This is a genomic window from Pseudomonas sp. F2, assembly GCF_057174385.1.
Genome location: NZ_CM169904.1, coordinates 93,610 through 115,272, shown reverse-complemented (window position 1 = coordinate 115,272; position 21,663 = coordinate 93,610). Strand labels below are relative to the sequence as shown.

Genomic DNA, 21,663 nt, shown 5'->3' with positions numbered 1-21,663 from the left:
GCGCCGTGAGGCATGAAAAAAGGGATGAATCCAGCAGCGGATTCATCCCTTTCCTTGCGTTGCATCAACAGATCAGTGATCAGCCGAACATGGCGAACCCATCAACCGTCGCCGGCAGGTCGTAGACCTGGCCGTCGGCAGTCTGCAGGTGCTCGATGTTGTTGAACCCGGCGTACCATCCCGCCAGTTTCACGCCGTTGTCCGGCACACCGGCGCTGCCGTCGTTGGCACCATGCAGATAGGCGTCGTCACCGATGCGGGTGACGTTCAACTGGCTGATATTGGCGATGGTGTTCAGGATCAGGGTGTCGTTGAGATCCCAGCCCTCGTCCTGAATCGATACCAGCCCGGTGCTGTTCACAATGTAGGTATCGTCACCCATACCGCCCAGTGCGGTGCCGCCAGTACCGGACTGCCCCTGAAGATTGAGGTTCAGCACGTCGTTGCCACTGCCACCTGACAACAGATAACTGTTGCCGGTGCCGGTGAGCACGTCAAAACCGTCATCACCAAAGGCACTGCCGTTGTGGACCGTGATGGTGTCACTGCCTTGTCCACCGTCCGCCACAGTGCCCAGGTCATTCGCAGCACTAACGATGACGTCATCGCCGTTGCCGCCGAACAATTTGTCAGCCTGCGCCGCGTCGCCGTCGAGACCGGACTTCAGCCCGCCATAGAGATGATCGTTGCCATCGTTGCCGTTCAGGGTATCGTCACCACTGCTGCCTTCCAGAATCGTATCTTCCCTGTTGGCACCCAGCTCATCGTTAAAATGACTGCCACGCAAGCCTTCGACATCGTAATGCGTGTCACCGTCAGCCGTGCCGTTCTGGCCGATTCTCCACAGCGTGGCCACCACACCCGTGTCGCTGTCCTCATAGCTGACGATGTCCGTTCCCGCGCCGCCCACGAAGACATCCCGTCCAGCGCCACCGTAGAACAGGTCATCGCCGCTGCCGCCGAAGATGTAGTTGTCGGAATCATTGCCATAACCGGTGAAATCGGCTGTACCGGTGTAGGTCATTTTCTCGATGAACGGGTCCATCTTCATGACCGACAGGCTGGTGTACAGCTCGTCAAACCCCATGCCTGATTCTGTCTCGACGATGGTCACACCCTCGCTGTTGATCGTGTAGACGTCGCTGCCCCAGCCACCTTCGAAGGTCACGCCGCCCGAGTTGGCAGTGAAGTGATCGTCCAGGTTAGTCCCGACAACCTTTTCCACATTGATCAAGGTGTCGCCCTCGGCGTAACCGCCGGAACCGAAGCCCTTGCCATCACGAAACTCGATGCTGACCGCATCGTTGGAACGGCTGTAATCGACGGCGTCAAAGCCATCGGCACCGTCCATGACCATTGCGCTTGCGCCGGCAAAGATCAAATCGTTGAAATTCGAACCCTGCACGGCCTCGATGCTCGAGTAGGTATCGCCGAATGCAATACCAGTGGCGCCCCAAATGCTCGAGAGCTCGATACTGACGCCTTCAAGGCTGTCGGTGTAGCTGACGGTGTCGAAGCCCTCGCCGCCAATGAACTGATCGCCGCCGTCGCCACCCCACAGCCAGTCATTACCGGCGCCGGCAATGATCACGTTGTGCTCGGCATTGCCGTAGCCCTTGAAGTCGCCGGTTCCGGTGAAGGTCATTTTGTCGAGGAACGGGTCCATCTTCTGGATGTTAACGCTGGTGCGCAACTCGTCGTAGCCGCCGCGCTCGTCTTCGATGATCGTCACACCCTCACTGCCGATGATGTAAACGTCATCCCCGCCACTGCCTTCCAGCGTGACGCCGGTAACCGAACTGGCAAGGGTGTCATCGAGGAAGCTGCCGACCACTTTTTCGATGGCAACCAGCGTGTCAATGGAACCATCTGCCTTCGTGACGCTGGCAAGCCCTTGGCGGATATCGACGCTGACGCCCGAAGACATGATTCGATAATCCACAGAATCAAAACCCTCGCCACCATCCAACAGATCGGCTCCGGCAGTCCCCCATATCTGATCATCCGATTCCAGTCCGAAGAGCTCGTCGTTGCCTTCACTGCCGCTCATGACATCGGCTTCACTCGTCCCATAAATCACTGCCATTTGCTTCTTCCTTGCATTGTTGTTGAATCCGGAAACCTGCCTCCCGGTAACAAGCCGATCACGCCAGCAGCAACCGTCCGAGGTCAGCGAATAGAGAAGTATCGACAGGAAAAGCGCTATGCTTGAGGCTCTGCGGTAAAAAAGTGTCGATACTGATACAAACAGGATATTGAAGACGCAAAAAAGGCGACTCGAAAGTCGCCTTTTTCAGCAGTGCCGGTCAATCCGCCAGCCAGCCGTTTTCCCAATAGCGCAGGTTGTCGCCCCGCAGTACGTAGTCGCGCAATACGATTTCTCGCAGTTCATCGCCCATGCGATAGCTCGCATCGGGATCGGCCAGGTGCATGCGGATCGCCTGCAGCCATTCATCGGTGCTGTTGGTCTTGACCCGGGTGCACGGCAGGTAGCCGCGATAGGCCTCGGTATCGGTGCAGATCACCGGGTAACCGCAGGCGCCGTACTCCAGCAGACGCAGGTTGCTCTTGCAGTCGTTGAAGATGTGGAATTCCAGTGGTGCCAGCGCCAGATCGAGATTCAGGCTTGCCAGTTTGGCCGGGTACACTTCCAACGGGATTACCCCGTGGAATTCATGCATGTACGGACGCAGATCATCCGGGCACATGCCGAAGAACACCCAGTCGACTTCGCTGGCCAGCTCACGCACGACATCGGCAATCACCGCCAGGTCGCCGTGGTGACTGGTGCCACCGCCCCAGCCGACCCGTGGTTTTTTCGACGTGCGGCGCTGGCTGCGCAAGTCAGTCCACAAGTTGCGCGCGAGCATATTGGGGACGACGCGAATATCGTGGTGCATGTCCGACAACGCATTGGCCAGTGGCTGGGTCGATACCACCACGCGATCACACAGGTTGATCGCACTGCGCACCATCCGCGCCATTTCCTGTTTATTGGGCATGTTGCGAATATGTGCATTGCGATGGGGAACGTCGATCACATAATCATCGAGTTCAAAAATGCGCCGGGCGTGGCAGAACTTCTTCAGCGGCGGAATTTCATCGATGGCACTTTGCGAATAACGCCCTTGCAGAACAATCACGTCCGGGGACTGACGCTCGATGTCAATGATCGACGGCAGGCCATAGCAAATCCGCCCTTCAGCGCGGTTGGCCGCTTCCAGTTCAATCAGCGGCTGGCTCATGCGGTAGTGACCGATGGCCGAGGCGTTGATCGGCACGGCAAGCACGTTCGGCAACTGCGCCCGGGAAAATGCACTCCAGCCCGTACGCAGGCCCGGCTCCAGACTGAAGCTCGTCGCACCGACACCCTGCAACGACAAATTGACGTTGAAGGCCGGATCACGGGCAATGCGCGGCAACCAGCGCTGATAGAAGGTTTCCTGCTCCTGAAGCTGCAGTTGCTCCTCTTCTGCCGTCGCCTGGACACTGGGGCGTGCGCCCAGCGCCAGCAAGGCATAAGGAGTCCACACCACCAGATATCCTTCCTGACCAATCCGCAGGCACAGATCCACGACATTCAGCGCCTGTTTAAGCGCTTGCTCATCAAGACCGGCGACAGACTCGTAAACCGCCTTGCGCACCATCAGGCAATCGCCACCGACGGCACTCAGGTCATGGACCGCTTGCAGCCGGAACATGTAACCATCCGAATGCAACGACTGACCATAGAACGGCAAACCCACTGCACCTTGCAGACCAAGTATCAGACCCGCGTGCAGCACGCACCCATCAGGATTGAACAGCTTGGCGCCGACCACGCCGACTTCCGGGCGCTGCGCATGATTGAGCAGTTCGTCGAGCCAGTCGGCCTGGGTAATTACCGCAAACGAATTGAGCAGCAGCACGTATTCACCACGCGCCTGCCCTACCGCAAAATTATGCAGCGCCGCCGCGTTGCCCTGCTGCGGGTAGTTCAGGACACGAATCCGCTCGCCGCCCAGCTGCGCCATGCCGTCCAGCCAGGCCCGCGCCTCGTGGCTTTCACTGCCGTTGTCGACCAGCAACAACTCGTACTCGGAGTAAGCGGTCTTCTCCAACAGCGTCTCGACGCAGCGCTGCAAGGCAGCCGTCTGATCCTTGGTCACAATAATGATCGACACCAGCGGACGCCGGACATGGTGATAGTCGACACGATTGAGCAGCTCGGAACTGCCACGGCGGATCTCATGGGCAATCCCCAAGCGCTGCAGATGGGCCTCGAGTACACGCGGATTTTGCTCGATGACCGCCGGAGCGGCGAGCCAGGCGGACAGATCGAATGGCGATTGCAGCAGAACTTCGGCGACATGTCCGACCACCTGCGTACCGTCACTTTCGACCATGCGCCACAGCACGTCGTGGGGGGCCAACTCGGCAAACGTCGCCGCGAACCCGCCCAGCGCCAGAAAGCGTTCGCGCTTGAACGCCAGCGCGCGACCGACGTACGGGTAACTGCGCAGCAGGTCGAGGTTGAAATCCGGCTTGAACGCAGGCTCCGCCGATTCGCCGTTGCGCAGGCTGCCTTCATCGCTGTACAGACACGTCAGCGCCGCAGAATGGGCGATGCGCTCGGCCATGATCAACAACGCCGGCACCACCGGACGATCGCCGGCCTGCAACAGGTAGAACCAGTCGGCCCCTTCCAGTTGCGGCAACAACGCGTTGATCTGCTCCAGTCCGTCGTCCTGCAACGGCATGCGGAACACTCGACCATCGAGCTCGGCCTCGGAACAGGCAGTGGACAGCACCAGAATCAGTTCCGGCAGATAATCCTGTGCGGCAAGCGCCTCCAGCGTGCGCTCGACGCCGTCGCGACTGCCGTCGCGATCGATGACGATCGGGACGATGCGCGGCTGATGCGACCAGCCAGCCAGGGTCTCCGGCAGCAACTTGCGCTGCCCCTCGGTGAGCACCCGGCACTCCAGCCATTGCGCGTAAAGCTCGGCAAAACTCCAGCTGTCGATGCCGACACACCACTCCTGCCGACTCTGCTTGGTACCCAGGGTGCGGCTCAGGGGCAACTCCTCCCAGACCCGTGGCGCCTCATCAACCTTGGTCAGTGGGATGTAGCGAACCCAGCCCGGGGCAGGCGCAGATTCGCCGCTGCGCGCCTTGAGCATTTGCAGAATCCACTCGCGCTCGACTTCAACCGCATCTTTCATCGACTGCTGGGCGCTCAGGCGCTCCGGGTACAGACGCTCGGCACTGAGCACATTGTTGGACACCGCCACATTGCCGCGCCGCATCAGACAGACGAACAGCGCGAAATCCAGGGTTGCCACAAAACAGTGGCCTTCCTGAGTCAACGCCGGCAGCAACTCGACAAGATCTTCCCGGCGGAACAGCGCATTGGTGAACCCACCCAGCACATTGACCGGAAATTTTTCAAAGATACCCAGCAGGTCGTCACCCTTGAACAAGCCACTGAGCGGAGACAGCGAAGTGTTTTCCAGACGCGCCGGAAGAATGATGTCGTCAGCGTCCCAGAACAGACGCTGAGCCAGTACCAGTCGGACTTCCTCACGCACCATTTCCTGCGCTTGCTGTTCAACACAGGCGGCGTAGAGATGGTCGTCGTCGCACAGAAATTTGACCAATTGGCCCTGCGCCTGTTCCAGGCAGGCCTTGAGATTGCCGACCATGCCCAGGGTGCGCGGATTGCGCACGTAACGCACGGCGACGCCGGACTGCTCGACTACCGCCGCAACGATGGCTTCAATCTCGCGGCCGCGGCTGTCGTCGCAAACGATGATTTCGAGTTGGCCATAAGTCTGGCTCACCGCACTGTTCAACGTCCGCTCGAAGAAGCGCGGATTGAAGGCGGGAATGACCAGACTGACGAGAGGAAGTGAATTCACGGCGGGCTCACAGGCGGTACGAGCCCGCTCGGTAAAGCGAGCCCATGAAACCGCAAAAAAACATTAACTGAGGGACGAGACAAACGGGCACCGAGGCGCCCGTCCAACATCAGATCTTGTTGAACAGACCCAACTGACTGATCTTGCTGAACGCCAGTTGCGAGGCTTGCAGCATGGTCTGTTGCAACGTCAGGCGGGTCATCACCTCGGCCGGATCCGAATCACGGATCGAACCCTGAGTCGTGGTGTTGGCCTGGATCAGGCTCTGGTTGGTGGTGTCCTGGTCATCCAGCGACTGACCGCGCGCACCGATCGAGGTCACGGCAGCGCCAATCTGGTTGGAGGCGCTGTCGATGTTGCTCAACGCCGACTCCATGGCCCCCTGGAATTGCTGTTTGACCACCGGATCACCGTCGACCGGCAGGTTCAGCGCCGTGACCATCTGGCCCAGGGTGTCGAGCACGTTCTGGGTCTGGTGGTTGTTGGACTGGATCGAGAACTGATCGCCCGCGCCCGACGTACCGCCAATGGCGAAGGTCACACCGGCGGCCGTGGCGTTACCGCCGACCATGGTGCCCGACGACACCGGCTTGCTGTCGGCGGTAACAGGTGCCGCGTACAGATCGAAATCGGTGGCGCTGGTGAACTTCAGCACTGCCCCGCCGCCCGACGGGAAGGCTGCGCTGTAGGCTGCCTGGTTGGTGACGCTGGAGCCGGTGATGACGGCAGTCGACGGGTTGCCCGGGCTGCGCGCGGTGGTGAACGAGTCAGGCGTGGCCGACAGTTGGAAGCTGTGACCGGCGATTACCGCGTCCGGGTTGGTGTCACCGGCCTTGAGGTTGATGTTCAACTTCATGTCGACGCCACGGAAGCTGACCGTCTGGTTGGCACCATTGCTGTTGCTGATCAGGCCGTTCTGGCTGGCCTCGGACGTCACGTCGTTGCCCAGGGCATCGGTGATTTTCAACTGCGTGCTGCTGATGAAATCCACGGTGTATGGCTGGCCCGCCGTGAACTTGGCGTTGTAGGTCGCCGCGGTGCCAACCGTACCGTTGGACAGCACCACACGACCGTCATCCACCGCCGGAGCGGTCATGTTGGTCTGCGTACGGCTGGTGTTGATGGTCTGCTGGAACGCATCCCAACCGGTGGTGTTGGTCGCGACCGACATGCCGTCGCCAATGCCCAGGTTGATCTGGGTCTGGTCACCGTTGTAGGTGTAGGTGCCGTCGACGTTTTGCGAGTACGGCGCGGTATCGGTCTTGGAACCGGAGAACAGATAGTTGCCGTTGGCATCCTTGGAGTTCATCAGGCCCAGCACTTGTTGCTGGATCTGGCTCAGTTCTGCCGCATAGGCCTTGCGGTTATCGTCGGTGGCGATACCGTTGTTGGCCGCCAGGCCGATTTCCTTGGCGCGCTGCAAAGCTGTAGTGATGGAGTTCAGAGTGGACTCCTGCACGGTCAGCGCACTCTTGGTGGTGTCGATGTTGCCCTGATACTGGTCGAGCATCGCACTTTGCTGACCCAGCTTGAGCAGACGACCGGCGCCGATCGGATCGTCGGCAGCGGTGTTGATGCGCTGCAGGCTGCTCGCTTCGTTGGCGGTCGCGACCGTCTTGCTGTAGTTGCGCTGATATTGAGCAGCTTGCGTCGCGTAATACTGGGCGGTGGAAATGCGCATGAATTACGACTCCTTAAAGACTGTTGATCAGCGTGGCGAAAGTTTCCTGCGCAGCTTTGATGATCTGCGAAGACGCTGTGTAGTACTGCTGATACTTGACCAGGTTACCGGTCTCTTCATCGAGGTTGACCTGAGACAGCGAATCACGCGCGCCCTTGGCCTGATCGAGGATCACCGAGGTGGCGTCGTTGTCGGACTTGCTCTGCGCAGCCTTGGTACCGACGTTGGTCACCAGTTTGTTGTAGGCGTCGGTCAGGCTGATGCCCTTGCTGCCGCTGCCGGTGTCCACGGTCTGTTTGGTCTGCAAGCCAACCAGTGCCTGGGCGTTGCGGTTGTCCGAAGAGGCCGCGCCGGTCAGGTTGATGGTGAAGGTTTCGCCGGATTTTGGCGTCGCCCCCACGGTGGTCTGCACAGTGAAAGTCTTCTGCACGTTCGGCGTGACCGTGGTGTCCATCACCGGAGCACCGGTGGAGTCGACCATGCCGACCTTGAGGTTCAAGGTGTTGGCCTGCCCCGGCACGATGGTGCCCGAACCGATGGTGTTGCCCTTGGCGTCGACCATGTTGTACGACTGGCTGCCACTGGCGACCGCACCGAACACCAGCTTGACCGGCGTTGAATATTTGAGCGCATTTTGCAACTCGGTCTGCGACGCCGGGTTGTAGATGTCGACCGTGTCGGTCAGCGTCGGCTGGGTGTAGGTACCGGAATTGTTGGCACTGGCCACGCCGGTCAACGGCGCTGCCGCCGCGATTTTCTTCGGATCGGTCAATACGGTCTGAATCGAGCTCGCCGCGTTACGGGTCGGGGTCACCTTGAAGGTGTCGCCCGCGCTCAGGGCGCCGCCGTTGAGGGCCAGGGTGAAACCGTCAATCACAGGTGGCGGCGTGGTCGTGGTGCTGAACGAGCCCATGTCAGTACCATCGGAGCGCTTGACCGAATAATTGGTGGCGCTGGTGAAGGTCACCTGATAATCGCTGGTGGTCAGCTTGCCGGTGTCCTTGATGGTGACATCGAGGTTGCCCGAGCCGGCGCTATTGCCCGCCTGCGCAATGCTGCGCTGGCTGATCAGCGCGGCACTGTTGATGTTATTGAAGATCGCTGCACCGAAGTCACCGTTCTTGTCGATGCCCTGGGCTTGCTGGCTGTTGACCTGATCGGCCACCACCAGCGCGACACGGCCCAACTCGTTGAGCGACGGATCGAGCACTTCTTTGCGGTAGGTCAGCAGACCACCGATTTCGCCACCGCTCATGGCCGAGGTGATGTCGATGACGCTTGAGCCACGGTCCATTTGAATGGCCATGCGCGTCGGATCGTCCTTGCTCGGCACGGTGCTCAGGGTGTTGGTGGTGTTGCCGATCACCAGCGGTTGGCCGGTGCCGATGTACACATCAAAACTGGTACCCCGTTCAACGACCTGCGCACCGGTCAGCTCGGAGAGCTGGCGCACGGCTTCGTTACGGCTGTCGAGCAAATCGTTCGGCTGACCGCCGCTGGTGGAAATCTCGCCGATCTTCTGGTTGAGATTGGCAATCGAGGTGGCCAGTTTGTTCACTTGCGATGTCATGTCCGCAAGGTTGCCGTTGATCGTGGTGTTCTGATCGTTCAGCTGTTTGGCCAGGGCATTGAAACGGCTGGTCAGCGCCTGCGCACCGGTCAGCACCGACTGACGGGAGGTGTCGTCCGTGGCCGAGGTCGCCACGCCCTGCATCGAGGTGAAGAATTTCTGCAGCACACCGGTCAGGCCGGTGTTGGTGTCGGACATCGAGGCATCCAGCGCAGTGGCCTGGGCACCGTACGCAGCCGCTTCGCTATTGAGCGAGGTGGCGGTATGCAGCTGGTTTTCGAGGTAAGAGTTGTAGACCCGGCGCACGTCGGCCAGGGTCGTCCCCGTCCCGATGAAGACGTTGCCGAACTGCTGCGAGGACTTGGTGCTCTGCACGGTTTGCTGGCGTGAGTAACCGGCGGTGTCGACGTTGGCAATGTTGTTACCTGTGGTCGCGAGAGAGGAAGAACTCGCGGACAACCCCGACATCCCGATATTGAGCAAACTCATGATTCAAACCTTACCGTGTGTTTATAGAGGCGTCGTTGAAACGCCGGCCGCAGCGTAGTTTTCGAAACTGTTCATCTGCTTGGCTATCTGCGAAATCTTCGTCGCGTAGTTCGGGTCGGTCGCGTAACCGGCCTTTTGCAACTCGCGTACAAACTGTTCTGGGTTATCGGCCGACTTCACCACATCTTGATAGCGATTGTTGGTCTGCAGCAAAGTCACCAGATCGTGGAAACTGTCCTTGTACGAGGCATAGGAACGGAACTGCGCCGTCTCCTTGACCATCTGCCCGTTGCGGAACTCGCTGGTGATCGCCCGGGCCGAATCGCCAGTCCAGTTGCTGCTGGCCTTGATGCCGAACAGGTTGTGGCTGCTGCTGCCATCCTGGGCACGCATGACCGATTTGCCCCAGCCGGTTTCCAGTGCGGCTTGTGCCACCAGATAACGCGGATCGACGCCAATACGCGCGGCGGCTTCCTTGGCCATCGGCAGCATGGTATTGACGAATTCATCGGCGGAGCTGAACGCGCGCTTGGCCGGCGCCAGCGGAATCTGCGCCATCGCCCGGCCGTAAATCTGCATCTGCCCGCCGGACGCCTTGGCGTCTTCGGCACGGGTCAGCCAGTCGCCGTTGTACAGCGGACCGGCGCCGGTGGTGGCCGTCGTTGCGGCACGTTGCGGCAAGGCATTGGCGGCGGTCGGCGTAGCGGAAGGCACCAGACCGGCGAGCAAACGATCGGCCAGTTTCGGCGGCAAGGCCAGACGACGCTTGTTGATCATGGCCATGTCATTGCTGTGCGAGGCTTCGGTCGTGGCGACACGCCCGGAACGCGACGCCCACAACGGACGCTCGCCATTGAGGCGCGATAACGGCCCGTTGGTGGCGGTCGTGCCGGCGGCAATCGGCGTCTGCACCGCAGCCGCTTTCGCCGCCTCTTGCTTGGCGGCGGACGCGGCCGCCGCCTCGCCTGGCGCCAGCGGTTTGTTCCTCGACATCTGCTTCATCAGCACGTCGGCCAGACCGATACCCCCGCCCTCACGGGACAGCGAGACCGCCAGTTGCTGGTCGTACATTTCCTGATATTGCTTGGCCGCCGGGGTGTTCATCGGGTTGTCTTTACCCAACGCCTCGGTGGCCGAACGCATCGACTTGAGCATTTCGCCAAGGAACAGCGATTCGAATTCCTGCGCCACCTTGCGCATGTTCGCATCGCTGTTCTTGTCGCCAACCTTGAGCTGGTTCAGACGATTGAGGTCGGAGTAAGAACCCGAATCGCCCGTGCCCACCAGACTGCCCTTGCGCATATCCATGGTCGCCGTCCTCAGATCACGATCAGGTCGGCTTGCAACGCGCCGGCCTGCTTCAGAGCTTCGAGAATGGCCATCAGGTCACCCGGTGCCGCGCCCACCTGGTTCACTGCCCGCACGATCTCGTCGAGGGTGGTGCCCGGGCCGAACTTGAACATCGGCTTGGCTTCCTGCTGGGCGTTGACCCGCGAGCGTGGCACCACGGCCGTCTGCCCATTGGACAACGGACCCGGCTGACTGACGATCGGGTCTTCGGTAATGGTCACGGTCAGGCTGCCGTGGGTCACGGCGGCCGGCGAAACTTTCACGTTCTGACCGATGACGATGGTGCCGGTGCGCGAGTTGATGATGACTTTCGCCACCGCCTGACCCGGGTCGACTTCGAGGTTTTCCAGGATCGACAGATAGTCGACACGCTGGCTCGGGTCGAGCGGCGCCGTTACACGAATCGAGCCACCGTCGATGGCTTGCGCCACGCCGGGGCCGAGCATGTCGTTGATCTTGTCGACGATGCGCTTGGCGGTGGTGAAGTCGGAGCGGTTGAGGTTCAGCGTCAGGCTGTTGCCCTGGTTGAAACCGCTCGGTACCGAACGTTCTACCGAAGCACCGCCCGGAATACGACCGGCCGACGGAACGTTGACGGTGATCTTCGAACCGTCACGCCCTTCGGCATCGAAACCGCCGACCACCAGGTTGCCCTGAGCAATGGCGTAGACGTTGCCGTCGATACCTTTGAGCGGGGTCAGCAACAGGGTGCCGCCGCGCAGGCTCTTGGAGTTACCGATCGAAGACACGGTGATGTCGACCTGCTGACCCGGTTTGGCGAACGCCGGCAGATCGGCACTCACCGACACCGCCGCGACGTTTTTCAACTGCACGTTACCCGACCCTGGCGGCACCTTGATGCCGAACTGCGAGAGCATGTTGTTGAAGGTCTGCAGGGTGAACGGGGTTTGCGTCGTCTGGTCGCCAGTGCCGTTAAGCCCGACCACCAGGCCATAACCGATCAACTGGTTGGAACGCACGCCGGAGATGCTGGCGATATCTTTCAGCCGCTCGGCGTGGGCACCAAAGGCTGCGGACAACAGGGCCGCCGCCAGCATGAGGCTCTTGAAATTCAAAGTCGCCACCTAGAAAGGGAACAGCGGGCTGAGGAAGAAACGGTCGAACCAGCCTGGCTGACTCGCATCGGCAAACGAACCGGTGCCCGAGTAGGTGATGCGCGCATCGGCGACACGGGTCGACGACACGGTGTTGTCGGTGGCGATGTCATCGGCACGCACCAGACCTGCGATCCGCACCAGCTCGTCGCCGGTGTTGAGGGTCATCCACTTCTCGCCGCGCACGGCGATGATGCCGTTGGGCAGCACATCGGCCACGGTCACGGTGATCGAGCCGGTCAGGGTGTTGCCCTGCGCGGCCTTGCTGTCGCCCTTGGTCGCACGGTCGCCGCTGTAGCCAACGTCGAGGCTCAGGTCATTGCCACCCAACGGGTTGTTGGTGGTGCCACTGCCGCCAAACAGCGAGGTCAGGCCGATGCCGGTCTTGCTGTTCTTGGCCACCTGGGAGTTGGCGTTCTTGCTCGCCTGCGTCTTCTCGTTCAGGGTGATGGTGATGATGTCACCAACGCGGAAGGCCTTGCGGTCGCTGTACAGGTTTTGCTCGAAGCCGGCCTGATAGATCGAGCCGTTGTTGGCCGCCGCCGGCAGTGGCGTGCGCGGCAACACCGGAGCGTAGTAAGGGTCATTGGGCTTGGGCGTCGGTGCGACGCAGCCCGCGAGCGAGACGACCCCACCCAATGCCAGAACAGATACGAAGCGTTTCATGACCCTACCTCACGGTGTTGCTGGCGGCCTCAGGCCGCCCCATAGACTTGATTACAGATTCTGCGTTACGAACGAGAGCATCTGGTCGGCGGTGGAGATCACCTTGGAGTTCATCTCGTAGGCGCGCTGAGTGGTGATCATGTTGACCATCTCTTCAACGGTGCTGACGTTGGAACCTTCCAGGGTGTTCTGCAGGGTGGTACCGAAACCGTTCAGGCCCGGGGTGCCGATTTGCGGCGCGCCGGAAGCAGCGGTTTCCAGGAACAGGTTGTTACCCACCGCCTGCAGACCGGCCGGGTTGATGAAGTCGGCGGTTTGCAGGTTGCCGATCACCTGAGCGGCCGGGTTGCCTGGAACCGTGATTGACACGGTGCCGTCGGTGCCGACAGTGAAGCTCTGGGCGTTGTTCGGGATGACGATGGCCGGCTCCAGGGCGAAACCACTGGCGTTGACGATCTGGCCGTTGGAGTCGAGGTGGAAAGTACCGTCACGGGTGTAGGACGTGGTGCCGTCCGGCTGCAGGATCTGGAAGAAACCGCGACCGTCGATGGCCATGTCCAGCGGCTGCTCGGTGGTTTGCAGGCTGCCGGCGGTGAAGTTTTTCTGGGTGCCGACGATGCGCACACCGGTACCCAGTTGCAGACCCGACGGCAGTTCACTGTCCTGGGTCGACTGGGCGCCTGGCTGACGCTTGATCTGATACAGCAGGTCCTGGAACTCGGCACGGTCACGCTTGAAACCCGTGGTCGAGACGTTCGCCAGGTTGTTGGAAATGGTGGTCAGGTTGGTGTCCTGCGCGGACAGACCGGTTTTGGCAACCCATAGAGCCGGAAGCATTCGATTCTCCTCGTGCGCCTGTTTTACGGCGCGACGTTCTGATAATTAGCTGATCTGCAAGACCCGAGCCATGGCCTGGTCGTCGTCTTTGGCGGTGTTCATCATCTTGACGTGCAACTCGAACTGCTTGGCCAGAGCCAGCACCGAGGTCATTTCTTCCACGGCGTTGACGTTGCTCGACTCAAGGAAACCCGACACCAGCTTGACGTTGGCATCGGCCGGCGCCGGCTGGCCGTCCTTGGTGTAGATCGAGCCGTCGAGGCCTTTGTTGAGGTTCTTGATGTCCGGGTTGACCAGTTTGATCCGGTCGACTTCCGCCATGACGCGCGGGCCTTCGCCCATCGCACGAATACTGATGGTGCCGTCTTCACCGACTTCGACCTGCTGCTCCGGCGGCACGGCGATCGGACCGCCGTTGCCGAGTACCGGCATGCCATTGCCGGCGCGCAATACGCCGAGGGCGTCGATGTTGAGGCTGCCGGTGCGCACGTAGCTTTCGCCGCCGTTGGGGTTCTGCACGGCGATAAAACCGTTGCCGGTCACGGCGACGTCGAGGTCGCGGCCGGTCTGCACCAGCGAACCGGCGGTGAAATCAGTGGCGGGCCGTTCGCTCATGGCAAACGCACGCGCCGGAAAGCTGTCACCGAACACCGGCATCGAACGCGCCTGCTCCAGGTCGCGCTGAAAACCATTGGTGGAGATGTTCGCCAGGTTGTTGGCATGGGCCTTTTGCGCCAGTGCGTTCTGACTGGCGCCGGTCATTGCCACATAAAGGTACTTGTCCACACTCTTTCCTCTGCATGCCGGACGTTTGCCGCCCACCGCTGTACTGCTGAGCCATAAGCAATTTGCAGACCAACTTTTTTCTGGCGGCTTGCAGCCCGGTAAACAAAGGACTTGAGGGGGTTTGCGGGGAAATTTGAAATGTATCGAAGTCGAAAAACCGGCGGTGTTATGCCGCTTGGCGGCAATCCCGATTTTTGCAGATGGAAAAAGAACCTGTGGCGAGGGGATTTATCCCCGATGGGTGGCGAAGCCGCCCCGATACCGATTCACGCGATTCGCCTGATAGATCGCATTGGATGGTTTTGGGGCTGCTGCGCAGCCCATCGGGGATAAATCCCCTCACCACAAAAGCTCTTTTCACCACAGTGTTGCTGTTAACTCTCGGGGTCTTTACCGACCTCATACTCGCGCAGCTTATTAGCGATGGTGGTATGCGAAACCCCCAACCGCTTACCCAGTTGCCGACTGCTCGGGTGCTCGGAATACAGGCGCTCCAGCACCGCTTTTTCAAAACGCCCGACGATTTCGTCCAGCCCGCCTTCCAGCGAGAAATCGCCAAGCGGCTGACGCACGCCGTAGTCCGGCAAGCGAATATGCTCGGCCTTGACCGTGCCGCCGTCACACAGCGAAACCGCCTGAAACAGCACGTTCTCCAGCTGCCGCACGTTGCCCGGCCAGTGATAGTGACTGAGGCGCTCCATCGCCGCCGGCGCCAGTTTCGGCAGCGAGCAACCAATCTGCCGACTGGCCTGATCAAGGAAGTGTTCCACCAGCGGGGTCAAACCGTCGAGACACTCGCGCAGCGGCGGGATGTGCAGCGACAGCACGTTCAAGCGGTGATACAGATCCTGACGAAACTCGCCGCGCGCGCACAGCTCGGACAAGTCGACCTGAGTGGCGCAGATCACCCGCACATCCAGATACACCTCTTCATCACTGCCGACCCGGCGGAAACAGCCGTCCTGCAGAAAGCGCAGCAACTTCACCTGCAAGCGAGGGCTCATTTCACCGACGCCATCGAGAAACAGCGTACCGCCCGCCGTCAGCTCCAGCAGGCCGAGTTTGCCTTCGGCGCGCGCGCCTTCGAACGCGCCGGGGCCGTAGCCGAACAGTTCGGTCTCGGCCATCGACTCCGGCAGCCCCGCGCAGTTGAGCGCCATCAATGGCGACTGCCCACGCGGACTGGCGAGGTGACAGGCCCGCGCCAGCAATTCTTTGCCGGTGCCGGTTTCGCCTTCGATCAACAGCGGCGCATCCAGTGGCGCCATGCGCCGGGCCTCACGCACCACCGCCGCCATCACCTTCGAACTCTGGAAGATACTGTCGAAGCCACGCAGCTCCTGTTTGCGCACGTTATAGATGCGCTCGCCGACGCGGTCGGCGCGGTGCAGGGTCAGCACCGCACCGGCCATGGCTTCGCTGTCGTCGTGCTCCGATTGCAGCGGCGCGATGTCGGCGAGAAAGATGTCGCCCTTGACCTTGACGCGCATGCCGTTGATTCGAGACTTGTTGGCGCGCACCAGTTCCGGCAGGTCGAAATCCTCGGCATAGCGCGACAGCGGAATCCCCGGCACCTCGTCCACGCGCACCCCGAGCAACTGCGCGGCCGCGCGGTTGGCGGCAACGATCGAGCCGCCCATGTCGATCGACAGCACCGGAAATTCCAGCGCGCCAAGCAACGCGTTCAACTCCATGTGCCGACGCTCACTGGGCATCAACCCGACGCGCTTGACCCCAAATACCCCGGCAATCGCTTCGAACTTCGGCCGCAGCGCCTGGAACTGAATGTTGATCAGGTTCGGGCAGTGCAGGTAGATCGCATTGCCGTGCTCGCCGCCGACCTCACCGCGCGCCACGTTGATCCCGTACTCCACCAACAGGTTGAGGATGTCGCGCAGGATGCCGATGCGGTTCTGGCAGTGGACTTTGATACGCATATGAATGACTCGACAAACCAGCAATAAGGTTGAACACAGACCTGTGGGAGCGAGCCTGCTCGCGAGGGCGGCTGCACACTCAGCATAGATGTGTCAGACAGACCGCATTCGCGAGCAAGCTCGCTCCCACAGGGGATAACGCCTGACTTTTCTGTCGAGGCGCGCAGATAGTTGTCAAGATTATGTGACAGCCACACGCCTTTTCAAACCTGCAGATCAGCGCAAACGCGAGATATCCGCCAATGCGTAACGATTTATTTACAAAATACAGTGATTTTTCCTACAACGACCGCGTTCAACCTGCTGCATCCCGCCCCACTCTCGGGTAATCCTGACCCCATCGCTGGACATAACAAGAACGAATTCCCCTAGCAGGAGAGCAGTATGAAGCAGACGCAATACGTGGCCCGCGAGCCCGATGCGCAAGGTTTTATCGACTACCCCGCCGAAGAACATGCGGTGTGGAACACGCTGATCACCCGCCAGCTGAAAGTGATCGAGGGTCGGGCGTGCCAGGAATACCTGGACGGTATCGAAAAACTCGGCCTGCCCCATGACCGCATTCCGCAACTGGGCGAGATCAACAAGGTGCTCGGTGAGACCACCGGTTGGCAGGTTGCCCGCGTCCCGGCACTGATCCCCTTCCAGACCTTCTTCGAATTGCTCGCCAGCAAACAGTTTCCGGTGGCCACGTTCATTCGTACCCGCGAAGAACTGGACTACCTGCAAGAGCCGGACATTTTCCACGAGATTTTCGGCCACTGCCCGCTGCTGACCAACCCGTGGTTCGCCGAATTCACCCACACCTACGGCAAGCTCGGCCTGCAGGCCACCAAGGAAGAGCGCGTGTACCTGGCGCGCCTGTACTGGATGACCATCGAGTTCGGCCTGGTCGACACCCCGCAAGGCCAACGCATCTATGGCGGCGGCATCCTGTCCTCGCCGAAGGAAACCGTTTATTCGCTGTCGGACGAGCCCGAACATCAGGCCTTCGACCCGCTGGAAGCCATGCGCACGCCGTATCGCATCGACATCCTGCAGCCGCTTTATTTTGTCCTGCCCAACCTCAAGCGCCTGTTCGACCTGGCCCACGAAGACATCATGGGCATGGTCAAGCAAGGCATGCAGTTGGGGTTGCACGCACCGAAGTTTCCGCCAAAACCGAAAGCCGCGTGATCCGCGACTTTTGCTGACAATTGAGTCTGTCAGTCGCCGGCACTTTGGTTTAGCGTGACGGCATTGACGGGCCGATAGTTTCTATAAAAAAAACACACTCGATTTCAGGAATCACACCATGTCCACTTTGAACCAAGCCCACTGCGAAGCCTGCCGTGCCGATGCGCCACAAGTCAGCGACGAAGAACTGCCGATCCTGATCAAGCAGATCCCTGACTGGAACATCGAAGTGCGCGACAGCATCATGCAGCTGGAGAAAGTCTTCCTGTTCAAAAACTTCAAGCACGCACTGGCCTTCACCAACGCCGTCGGCGAGATCTCCGAGGCCGAAGGTCACCACCCGGGTCTGCTGACCGAGTGGGGCAAAGTCACCGTGACCTGGTGGAGCCACTCGATCAAAGGCCTGCACCGCAACGACTTCATCATGGCCGCGCGCACTGACGAAGTGGCCAAAACCGCAGAAGGACGCAAGTAATGCACTTTGACGCCATCGGCCGGGTGCCCGGCGACCCGATCCTCGGTTTGATGGAGGCCTATGCGCAGGACAGTAACCCGCGCAAGTTCGACCTCGGCGTTGGCGTCTACAAGGATGCCCAGGGCCTGACGCCGATCCCCGAAGCGGTGAAAATCGCCGAAGCGCGACTGGTCGAACGCCAGGACACCAAGACCTACATCGGCGGGCACGGCAACCCATTGTTCGGCAAGGTCATCAATGAGCTGGTGCTTGGCGCCGACTCGAAGCTCATCGCCGAACAGCGCGCTGGCGCCACCCAGACCCCGGGCGGCACTGGCGCCCTGCGTCTGGCCGCCGATTTCATCGCCCAGTGCCTGCCGGGCAAGGGCGTGTGGCTGAGCAACCCGACCTGGCCGATCCACGAGACGATTTTCGCCGCCGCCGGAATCAAGGTCAGTCATTACCCGTATGTGGGCAGCGACAACCGCCTCGACGTCGATGCGATGCTCGCCGTACTCAACGAAGTGCCGCAAGGCGACGTGGTACTGCTGCATGCCTGCTGCCACAACCCGACCGGTTTCGACCTGAACCATGACGACTGGCAGCGCGTGCTCGATGTCGTGCGCCGGCGTGACCTGCTGCCGCTGATCGACTTTGCCTACCAGGGCTTTGGCGATGGGTTGGAGCAGGATGCATGGTCGACCCGACTGTTCGCCGCCGAAGTGCCCGAGTTGCTGATCACCAGCTCCTGCTCGAAAAACTTCGGCCTGTACCGCGACCGCACCGGGGCGCTGATTGTTTGCGCGAAAACCGCCGACAAGCTGATCGACCTCCGCAGCCAACTGGCCCACATCGCCCGCAACCTGTGGTCGACACCACCGGATCACGGTGCGGCCGTGGTCGCGACCATCCTCGCCGATCCGGAGCTGAAAGCACGCTGGGCCGACGAAGTGGAAGCCATGCGCCTACGCATCGCGCAGTTGCGCAGCGGTCTGGTCGAAGCACTGGAACCGCACGGTCTGCGCGAGCGCTTTGCGCACATTGGCGTGCAACGCGGCATGTTCTCCTACACCGGCCTGTCGCCGGAGCAGGTCAAACAACTGCGTGAGCAGCACAGCGTGTACATGGTCAGCTCGGGACGGGCGAACGTCGCCGGCATAGATGCCACGCGTCTGGCACTGCTGGCCGACGCCATCGCCAACGTCTGCAAATAACCCCGCAATCCCCCCTCTTAGGAGTGAGCCCTGTGGTGAGGGGATTTATCCCCGATGGGCAGCGAAGCGGCCCCAACACTGCAATCGCGAAATGTCTGACATGGCGCGTGCAATTGTTTTACGACTGCTTCGCAGCCGATCGGGGATAAATCCCCTCGCCACAGGTTTATTCACACCCACACTTGGAATACGCCCTCCCCTGCGGCCATCTGTCGCATTAATTTGAATTAAAAGTCTGATTGTCATTTTTCCTGCTGTATCCTGCGCAGGCTTTCAAGAAGCGCGGATCTACCAGATCTATCAACAGACTTAGCGAGGAGCGCAACCATGCACGAGATTCCTAATCTCCCCTTCCCAAGCCTGCACGTACCTGAGCAGACGACCACGCAACAAGCCGGTGCCCAACAGCCCGAGCCGAAAGAAGCCGCTGAACGCCGCCAGGCTGACAACGAAGAGTAAAACCCCGCCGTACAGACCGTGTGGAAAGCGCTAAGATGCGCTTTCCACACTGCCTGAAACCGAGCCCGCCATGACCGACGAATTCTCCGAAAGCCAAGCCGCCGTCCTGATCGGCGCTACCGAGAAAATGATCGAGATCTGGCAGCGCCTTTCTCCGGAAAAACAGGCTGCCTTGCTCGCCCGTTTCGGCAGCGAAGAAAACGCCCTCGCCGCCCTCGTCACCACGCAACTGGTCGCCCCGGCCAAACCCTGATACCCCCTATCCGGCAAATAGTTTTACTTTTCCCCGCCCCAGATGCGTTCGCGCCGGTATCATAAGCAGCCTATCTAATCCTGCTTTGCCGTGGATCGTTCCCCATGTCGTCCTCTATGCCACAACCCCAGCGCCCCCTGGCGGTCACGCTGCAAGTCGTTTCCATCGTCCTCTTCACTTTCATCGGCTACCTGAACATCGGCATTCCGCTCGCGGTGTTGCCCGGGTACGTCCACAGTGATCTGGGCTTTGGCGCGGTGATCGCCGGGCTGGTGATCAGCGTGCAATACCTCGCCACCCTGCTCAGCCGTCCGTACGCCGGCAAGATCATCGACAACCAGGGCAGCAAGCGCGCGGTGATGATTGGTCTGGCCGGTTGCGGCTTGAGTGGCGTGTTCATGCTGATTTCGGCCTGGACACCGAACCTGCCGATGCTCAGCCTGATCAGCCTGTTGATCGGCCGCCTAGTGCTGGGCAGCGCGGAAAGTCTGGTCGGCTCCGGCTCAATCGGCTGGGGCATCGGCCGCGTTGGTGCGGCGAACACCGCCAAAGTCATCTCGTGGAACGGCATCGCCAGTTACGGCGCGCTGGCGGTGGGTGCGCCGTTCGGCGTGTGGCTGGTCGGCCAGTTGGGGCTGTGGAGCATGGGCGTCAGCATCATTCTGCTGGCGGCGCTGGGTCTGCTGCTGGCGTGGCCGAAAACCGCCGCGCCAATTGTCGCCGGCGAGCGTCTGCCGTTCATGCATGTGCTCGGTCGCGTGTTCCCGCACGGCTGCGGACTGGCACTGGGCTCGATTGGTTTCGGCACCATCGCCACCTTCATCACCCTGTATTACGCCACTCGGCACTGGGATAACGCGGTGTTGTGCCTGAGCCTGTTCGGCGCCAGCTTCATCGGCGCACGGCTGCTGTTCGGCAACCTGATCAACCGCCTCGGCGGCTTTCGCGTGGCGATTGCCTGTCTGTCGGTGGAAACCCTCGGCCTGTTACTGCTGTGGCTAGCGCCAGACGCACATTGGGCACTGGCCGGTGCGGCGCTGAGCGGTTTCGGCTTCTCGCTGGTGTTCCCGGCGCTGGGCGTGGAAGCGGTGAACCTGGTGCCGGCCTCCAGCCGAGGCGCGGCCGTTGGCGCTTATTCGCTGTTCATCGACTTGTCTTTGGGGATTACCGGGCCGTTGGCCGGGGCCATTGCGTCGGGTTTCGGTTTCGCTTCGATCTTCCTGTTCGCCGCCCTCGCTGCGCTGAGCGGCCTGGCGTTGAGCGTGTACCTTTACAAGCACACGGCGAAGTACCTCGAAGATTAGAAATCCACCTTGCCCCGCCCGGCCTTGATGCTGCCACGCTTGGTCTTGGATTCGAGCCGGCGCTTCTTCGAGCCGAGGGTCGGTTTGGTCGGGCGGCGTTTCTTTTCGACCTTGGTGGCGCTGAGAATCAGCTCGACCAGACGCTGCAGCGCATCGGCGCGGTTGGCTTCCTGCGTGCGGTATTGCTGAGCCTTGATAATCAGCACGCCATCGCTGGTGATGCGGCTGTCACGCAGTGCCAGCAGCCGCTCCTTGTAGAACTCGGGCAAGGACGAGGCCGGAATGTCGAAGCGCAGGTGCACAGCGCTGGAGACCTTGTTGACATTCTGCCCACCGGCGCCTTGCGCGCGAATGGCCGTCAGTTCGATCTCGGCATCCGGCAGATGCACGTTGTTGGAAATCACCAGCATGGAAAAGCGTCCGTATTCAGAAGCAGCAGGATACGCCATCAACCCTGTAGGAGCTGCCGAAG

Annotated in this window: 17 protein-coding genes; 6 read left to right on the top strand and 11 right to left on the bottom strand. The window is 60.8% G+C overall.

Annotation, left to right across the window (positions count from 1 at the left end; genetic code table 11):
- Positions 1-79: 79 nt before the first annotated feature.
- The 10 genes from AC193Q_RS00475 to AC193Q_RS00430 form a co-directional block, all read right to left on the bottom strand.
- Positions 80-2,086, bottom strand: coding sequence for a calcium-binding protein (locus AC193Q_RS00475; protein ID WP_483879048.1), 2,007 nt, complete (start codon positions 2,084-2,086; stop codon positions 80-82).
- A gap of 220 nt (positions 2,087-2,306) precedes the next feature.
- Positions 2,307-5,900: a glycosyltransferase gene (locus tag AC193Q_RS00470; protein WP_483879047.1), complete on the bottom strand. Its 3,594-nt coding sequence runs from the start codon at positions 5,898-5,900 to the stop codon at positions 2,307-2,309.
- Between the two features lie 109 nt (positions 5,901-6,009).
- A complete protein-coding gene (locus tag AC193Q_RS00465) occupies positions 6,010-7,581 on the bottom strand; it encodes a flagellar hook-associated protein 3 (RefSeq protein WP_483879046.1) in 1,572 nt (523 codons plus the stop codon).
- A 13-nt stretch (positions 7,582-7,594) separates the two neighbouring features.
- Positions 7,595-9,640, bottom strand: coding sequence for a flagellar hook-associated protein FlgK (flgK, locus tag AC193Q_RS00460; RefSeq protein WP_095667196.1), 2,046 nt, complete (start codon positions 9,638-9,640; stop codon positions 7,595-7,597).
- A gap of 21 nt (positions 9,641-9,661) precedes the next feature.
- Entirely contained in the window at positions 9,662-10,948 is a 1,287-nt protein-coding gene (gene flgJ / locus AC193Q_RS00455; protein ID WP_095667197.1) for a flagellar assembly peptidoglycan hydrolase FlgJ, read from the bottom strand.
- 11 nt (positions 10,949-10,959) lie between these two features.
- On the bottom strand, positions 10,960-12,048 hold the full coding sequence (locus AC193Q_RS00450) for a flagellar basal body P-ring protein FlgI (RefSeq protein WP_161794916.1): 1,089 nt from the start codon (positions 12,046-12,048) through the stop codon (positions 10,960-10,962).
- A gap of 27 nt (positions 12,049-12,075) precedes the next feature.
- On the bottom strand, positions 12,076-12,771 hold the full coding sequence (gene flgH / locus AC193Q_RS00445) for a flagellar basal body L-ring protein FlgH (RefSeq protein WP_007965503.1): 696 nt from the start codon (positions 12,769-12,771) through the stop codon (positions 12,076-12,078).
- 51 nt (positions 12,772-12,822) lie between these two features.
- Entirely contained in the window at positions 12,823-13,608 is a 786-nt protein-coding gene (flgG, locus tag AC193Q_RS00440) for a flagellar basal-body rod protein FlgG (RefSeq protein WP_003222804.1), read from the bottom strand.
- Between the two features lie 45 nt (positions 13,609-13,653).
- Positions 13,654-14,394, bottom strand: a complete 741-nt coding sequence (locus AC193Q_RS00435; RefSeq protein WP_007965507.1) for a flagellar basal body rod protein FlgF — start codon at positions 14,392-14,394, stop codon at positions 13,654-13,656.
- Positions 14,395-14,768: 374 nt separating this feature from the next.
- Positions 14,769-16,331 carry a sigma-54-dependent phenylalanine hydroxylase transcriptional regulator PhhR gene (locus tag AC193Q_RS00430; protein ID WP_047292474.1) on the bottom strand — a complete coding sequence of 521 codons (1,563 nt, stop codon included), beginning with the start codon at positions 16,329-16,331 and terminating at the stop codon, positions 14,769-14,771.
- A 384-nt stretch (positions 16,332-16,715) separates the two neighbouring features.
- On the opposite strand from AC193Q_RS00430, the gene phhA reads away from it, so the two are divergent.
- From phhA to AC193Q_RS00400, 6 genes are all read left to right on the top strand, one after another.
- A complete protein-coding gene (gene phhA / locus AC193Q_RS00425) occupies positions 16,716-17,507 on the top strand; it encodes a phenylalanine 4-monooxygenase (protein ID WP_047292472.1) in 792 nt (263 codons plus the stop codon).
- Positions 17,508-17,625: 118 nt separating this feature from the next.
- Positions 17,626-17,982, top strand: coding sequence for a 4a-hydroxytetrahydrobiopterin dehydratase (locus AC193Q_RS00420; protein WP_003222798.1), 357 nt, complete (start codon positions 17,626-17,628; stop codon positions 17,980-17,982).
- Positions 17,982-19,175 (top strand): amino acid aminotransferase, encoded by a 1,194-nt coding sequence (locus AC193Q_RS00415; RefSeq protein WP_483879045.1) that lies wholly within the window; start codon positions 17,982-17,984, stop codon positions 19,173-19,175. The genes AC193Q_RS00420 and AC193Q_RS00415 overlap by 1 nt, the downstream gene beginning before the upstream one ends.
- Positions 19,176-19,502: 327 nt before the next feature.
- Positions 19,503-19,634, top strand: coding sequence for a hypothetical protein (locus tag AC193Q_RS00410; protein WP_257012244.1), 132 nt, complete (start codon positions 19,503-19,505; stop codon positions 19,632-19,634).
- A 70-nt stretch (positions 19,635-19,704) separates the two neighbouring features.
- Positions 19,705-19,887 carry a hypothetical protein gene (locus AC193Q_RS00405; RefSeq protein WP_007965516.1) on the top strand — a complete coding sequence of 61 codons (183 nt, stop codon included), beginning with the start codon at positions 19,705-19,707 and terminating at the stop codon, positions 19,885-19,887.
- Positions 19,888-20,003: 116 nt separating this feature from the next.
- The gene (locus AC193Q_RS00400; RefSeq protein ID WP_183082875.1) at positions 20,004-21,191 is read left to right on the top strand and encodes an MFS transporter; all 1,188 of its coding nucleotides are present in this window, start codon (positions 20,004-20,006) and stop codon (positions 21,189-21,191) included.
- Here AC193Q_RS00400 and arfB read toward each other — a convergent pair.
- On the bottom strand, positions 21,188-21,601 hold the full coding sequence (gene arfB / locus AC193Q_RS00395; protein ID WP_095667202.1) for an alternative ribosome rescue aminoacyl-tRNA hydrolase ArfB: 414 nt from the start codon (positions 21,599-21,601) through the stop codon (positions 21,188-21,190). The two genes, AC193Q_RS00400 and arfB, sit on opposite strands and share 4 nt — an antisense overlap.
- Positions 21,602-21,663: the final 62 nt, after the last annotated feature.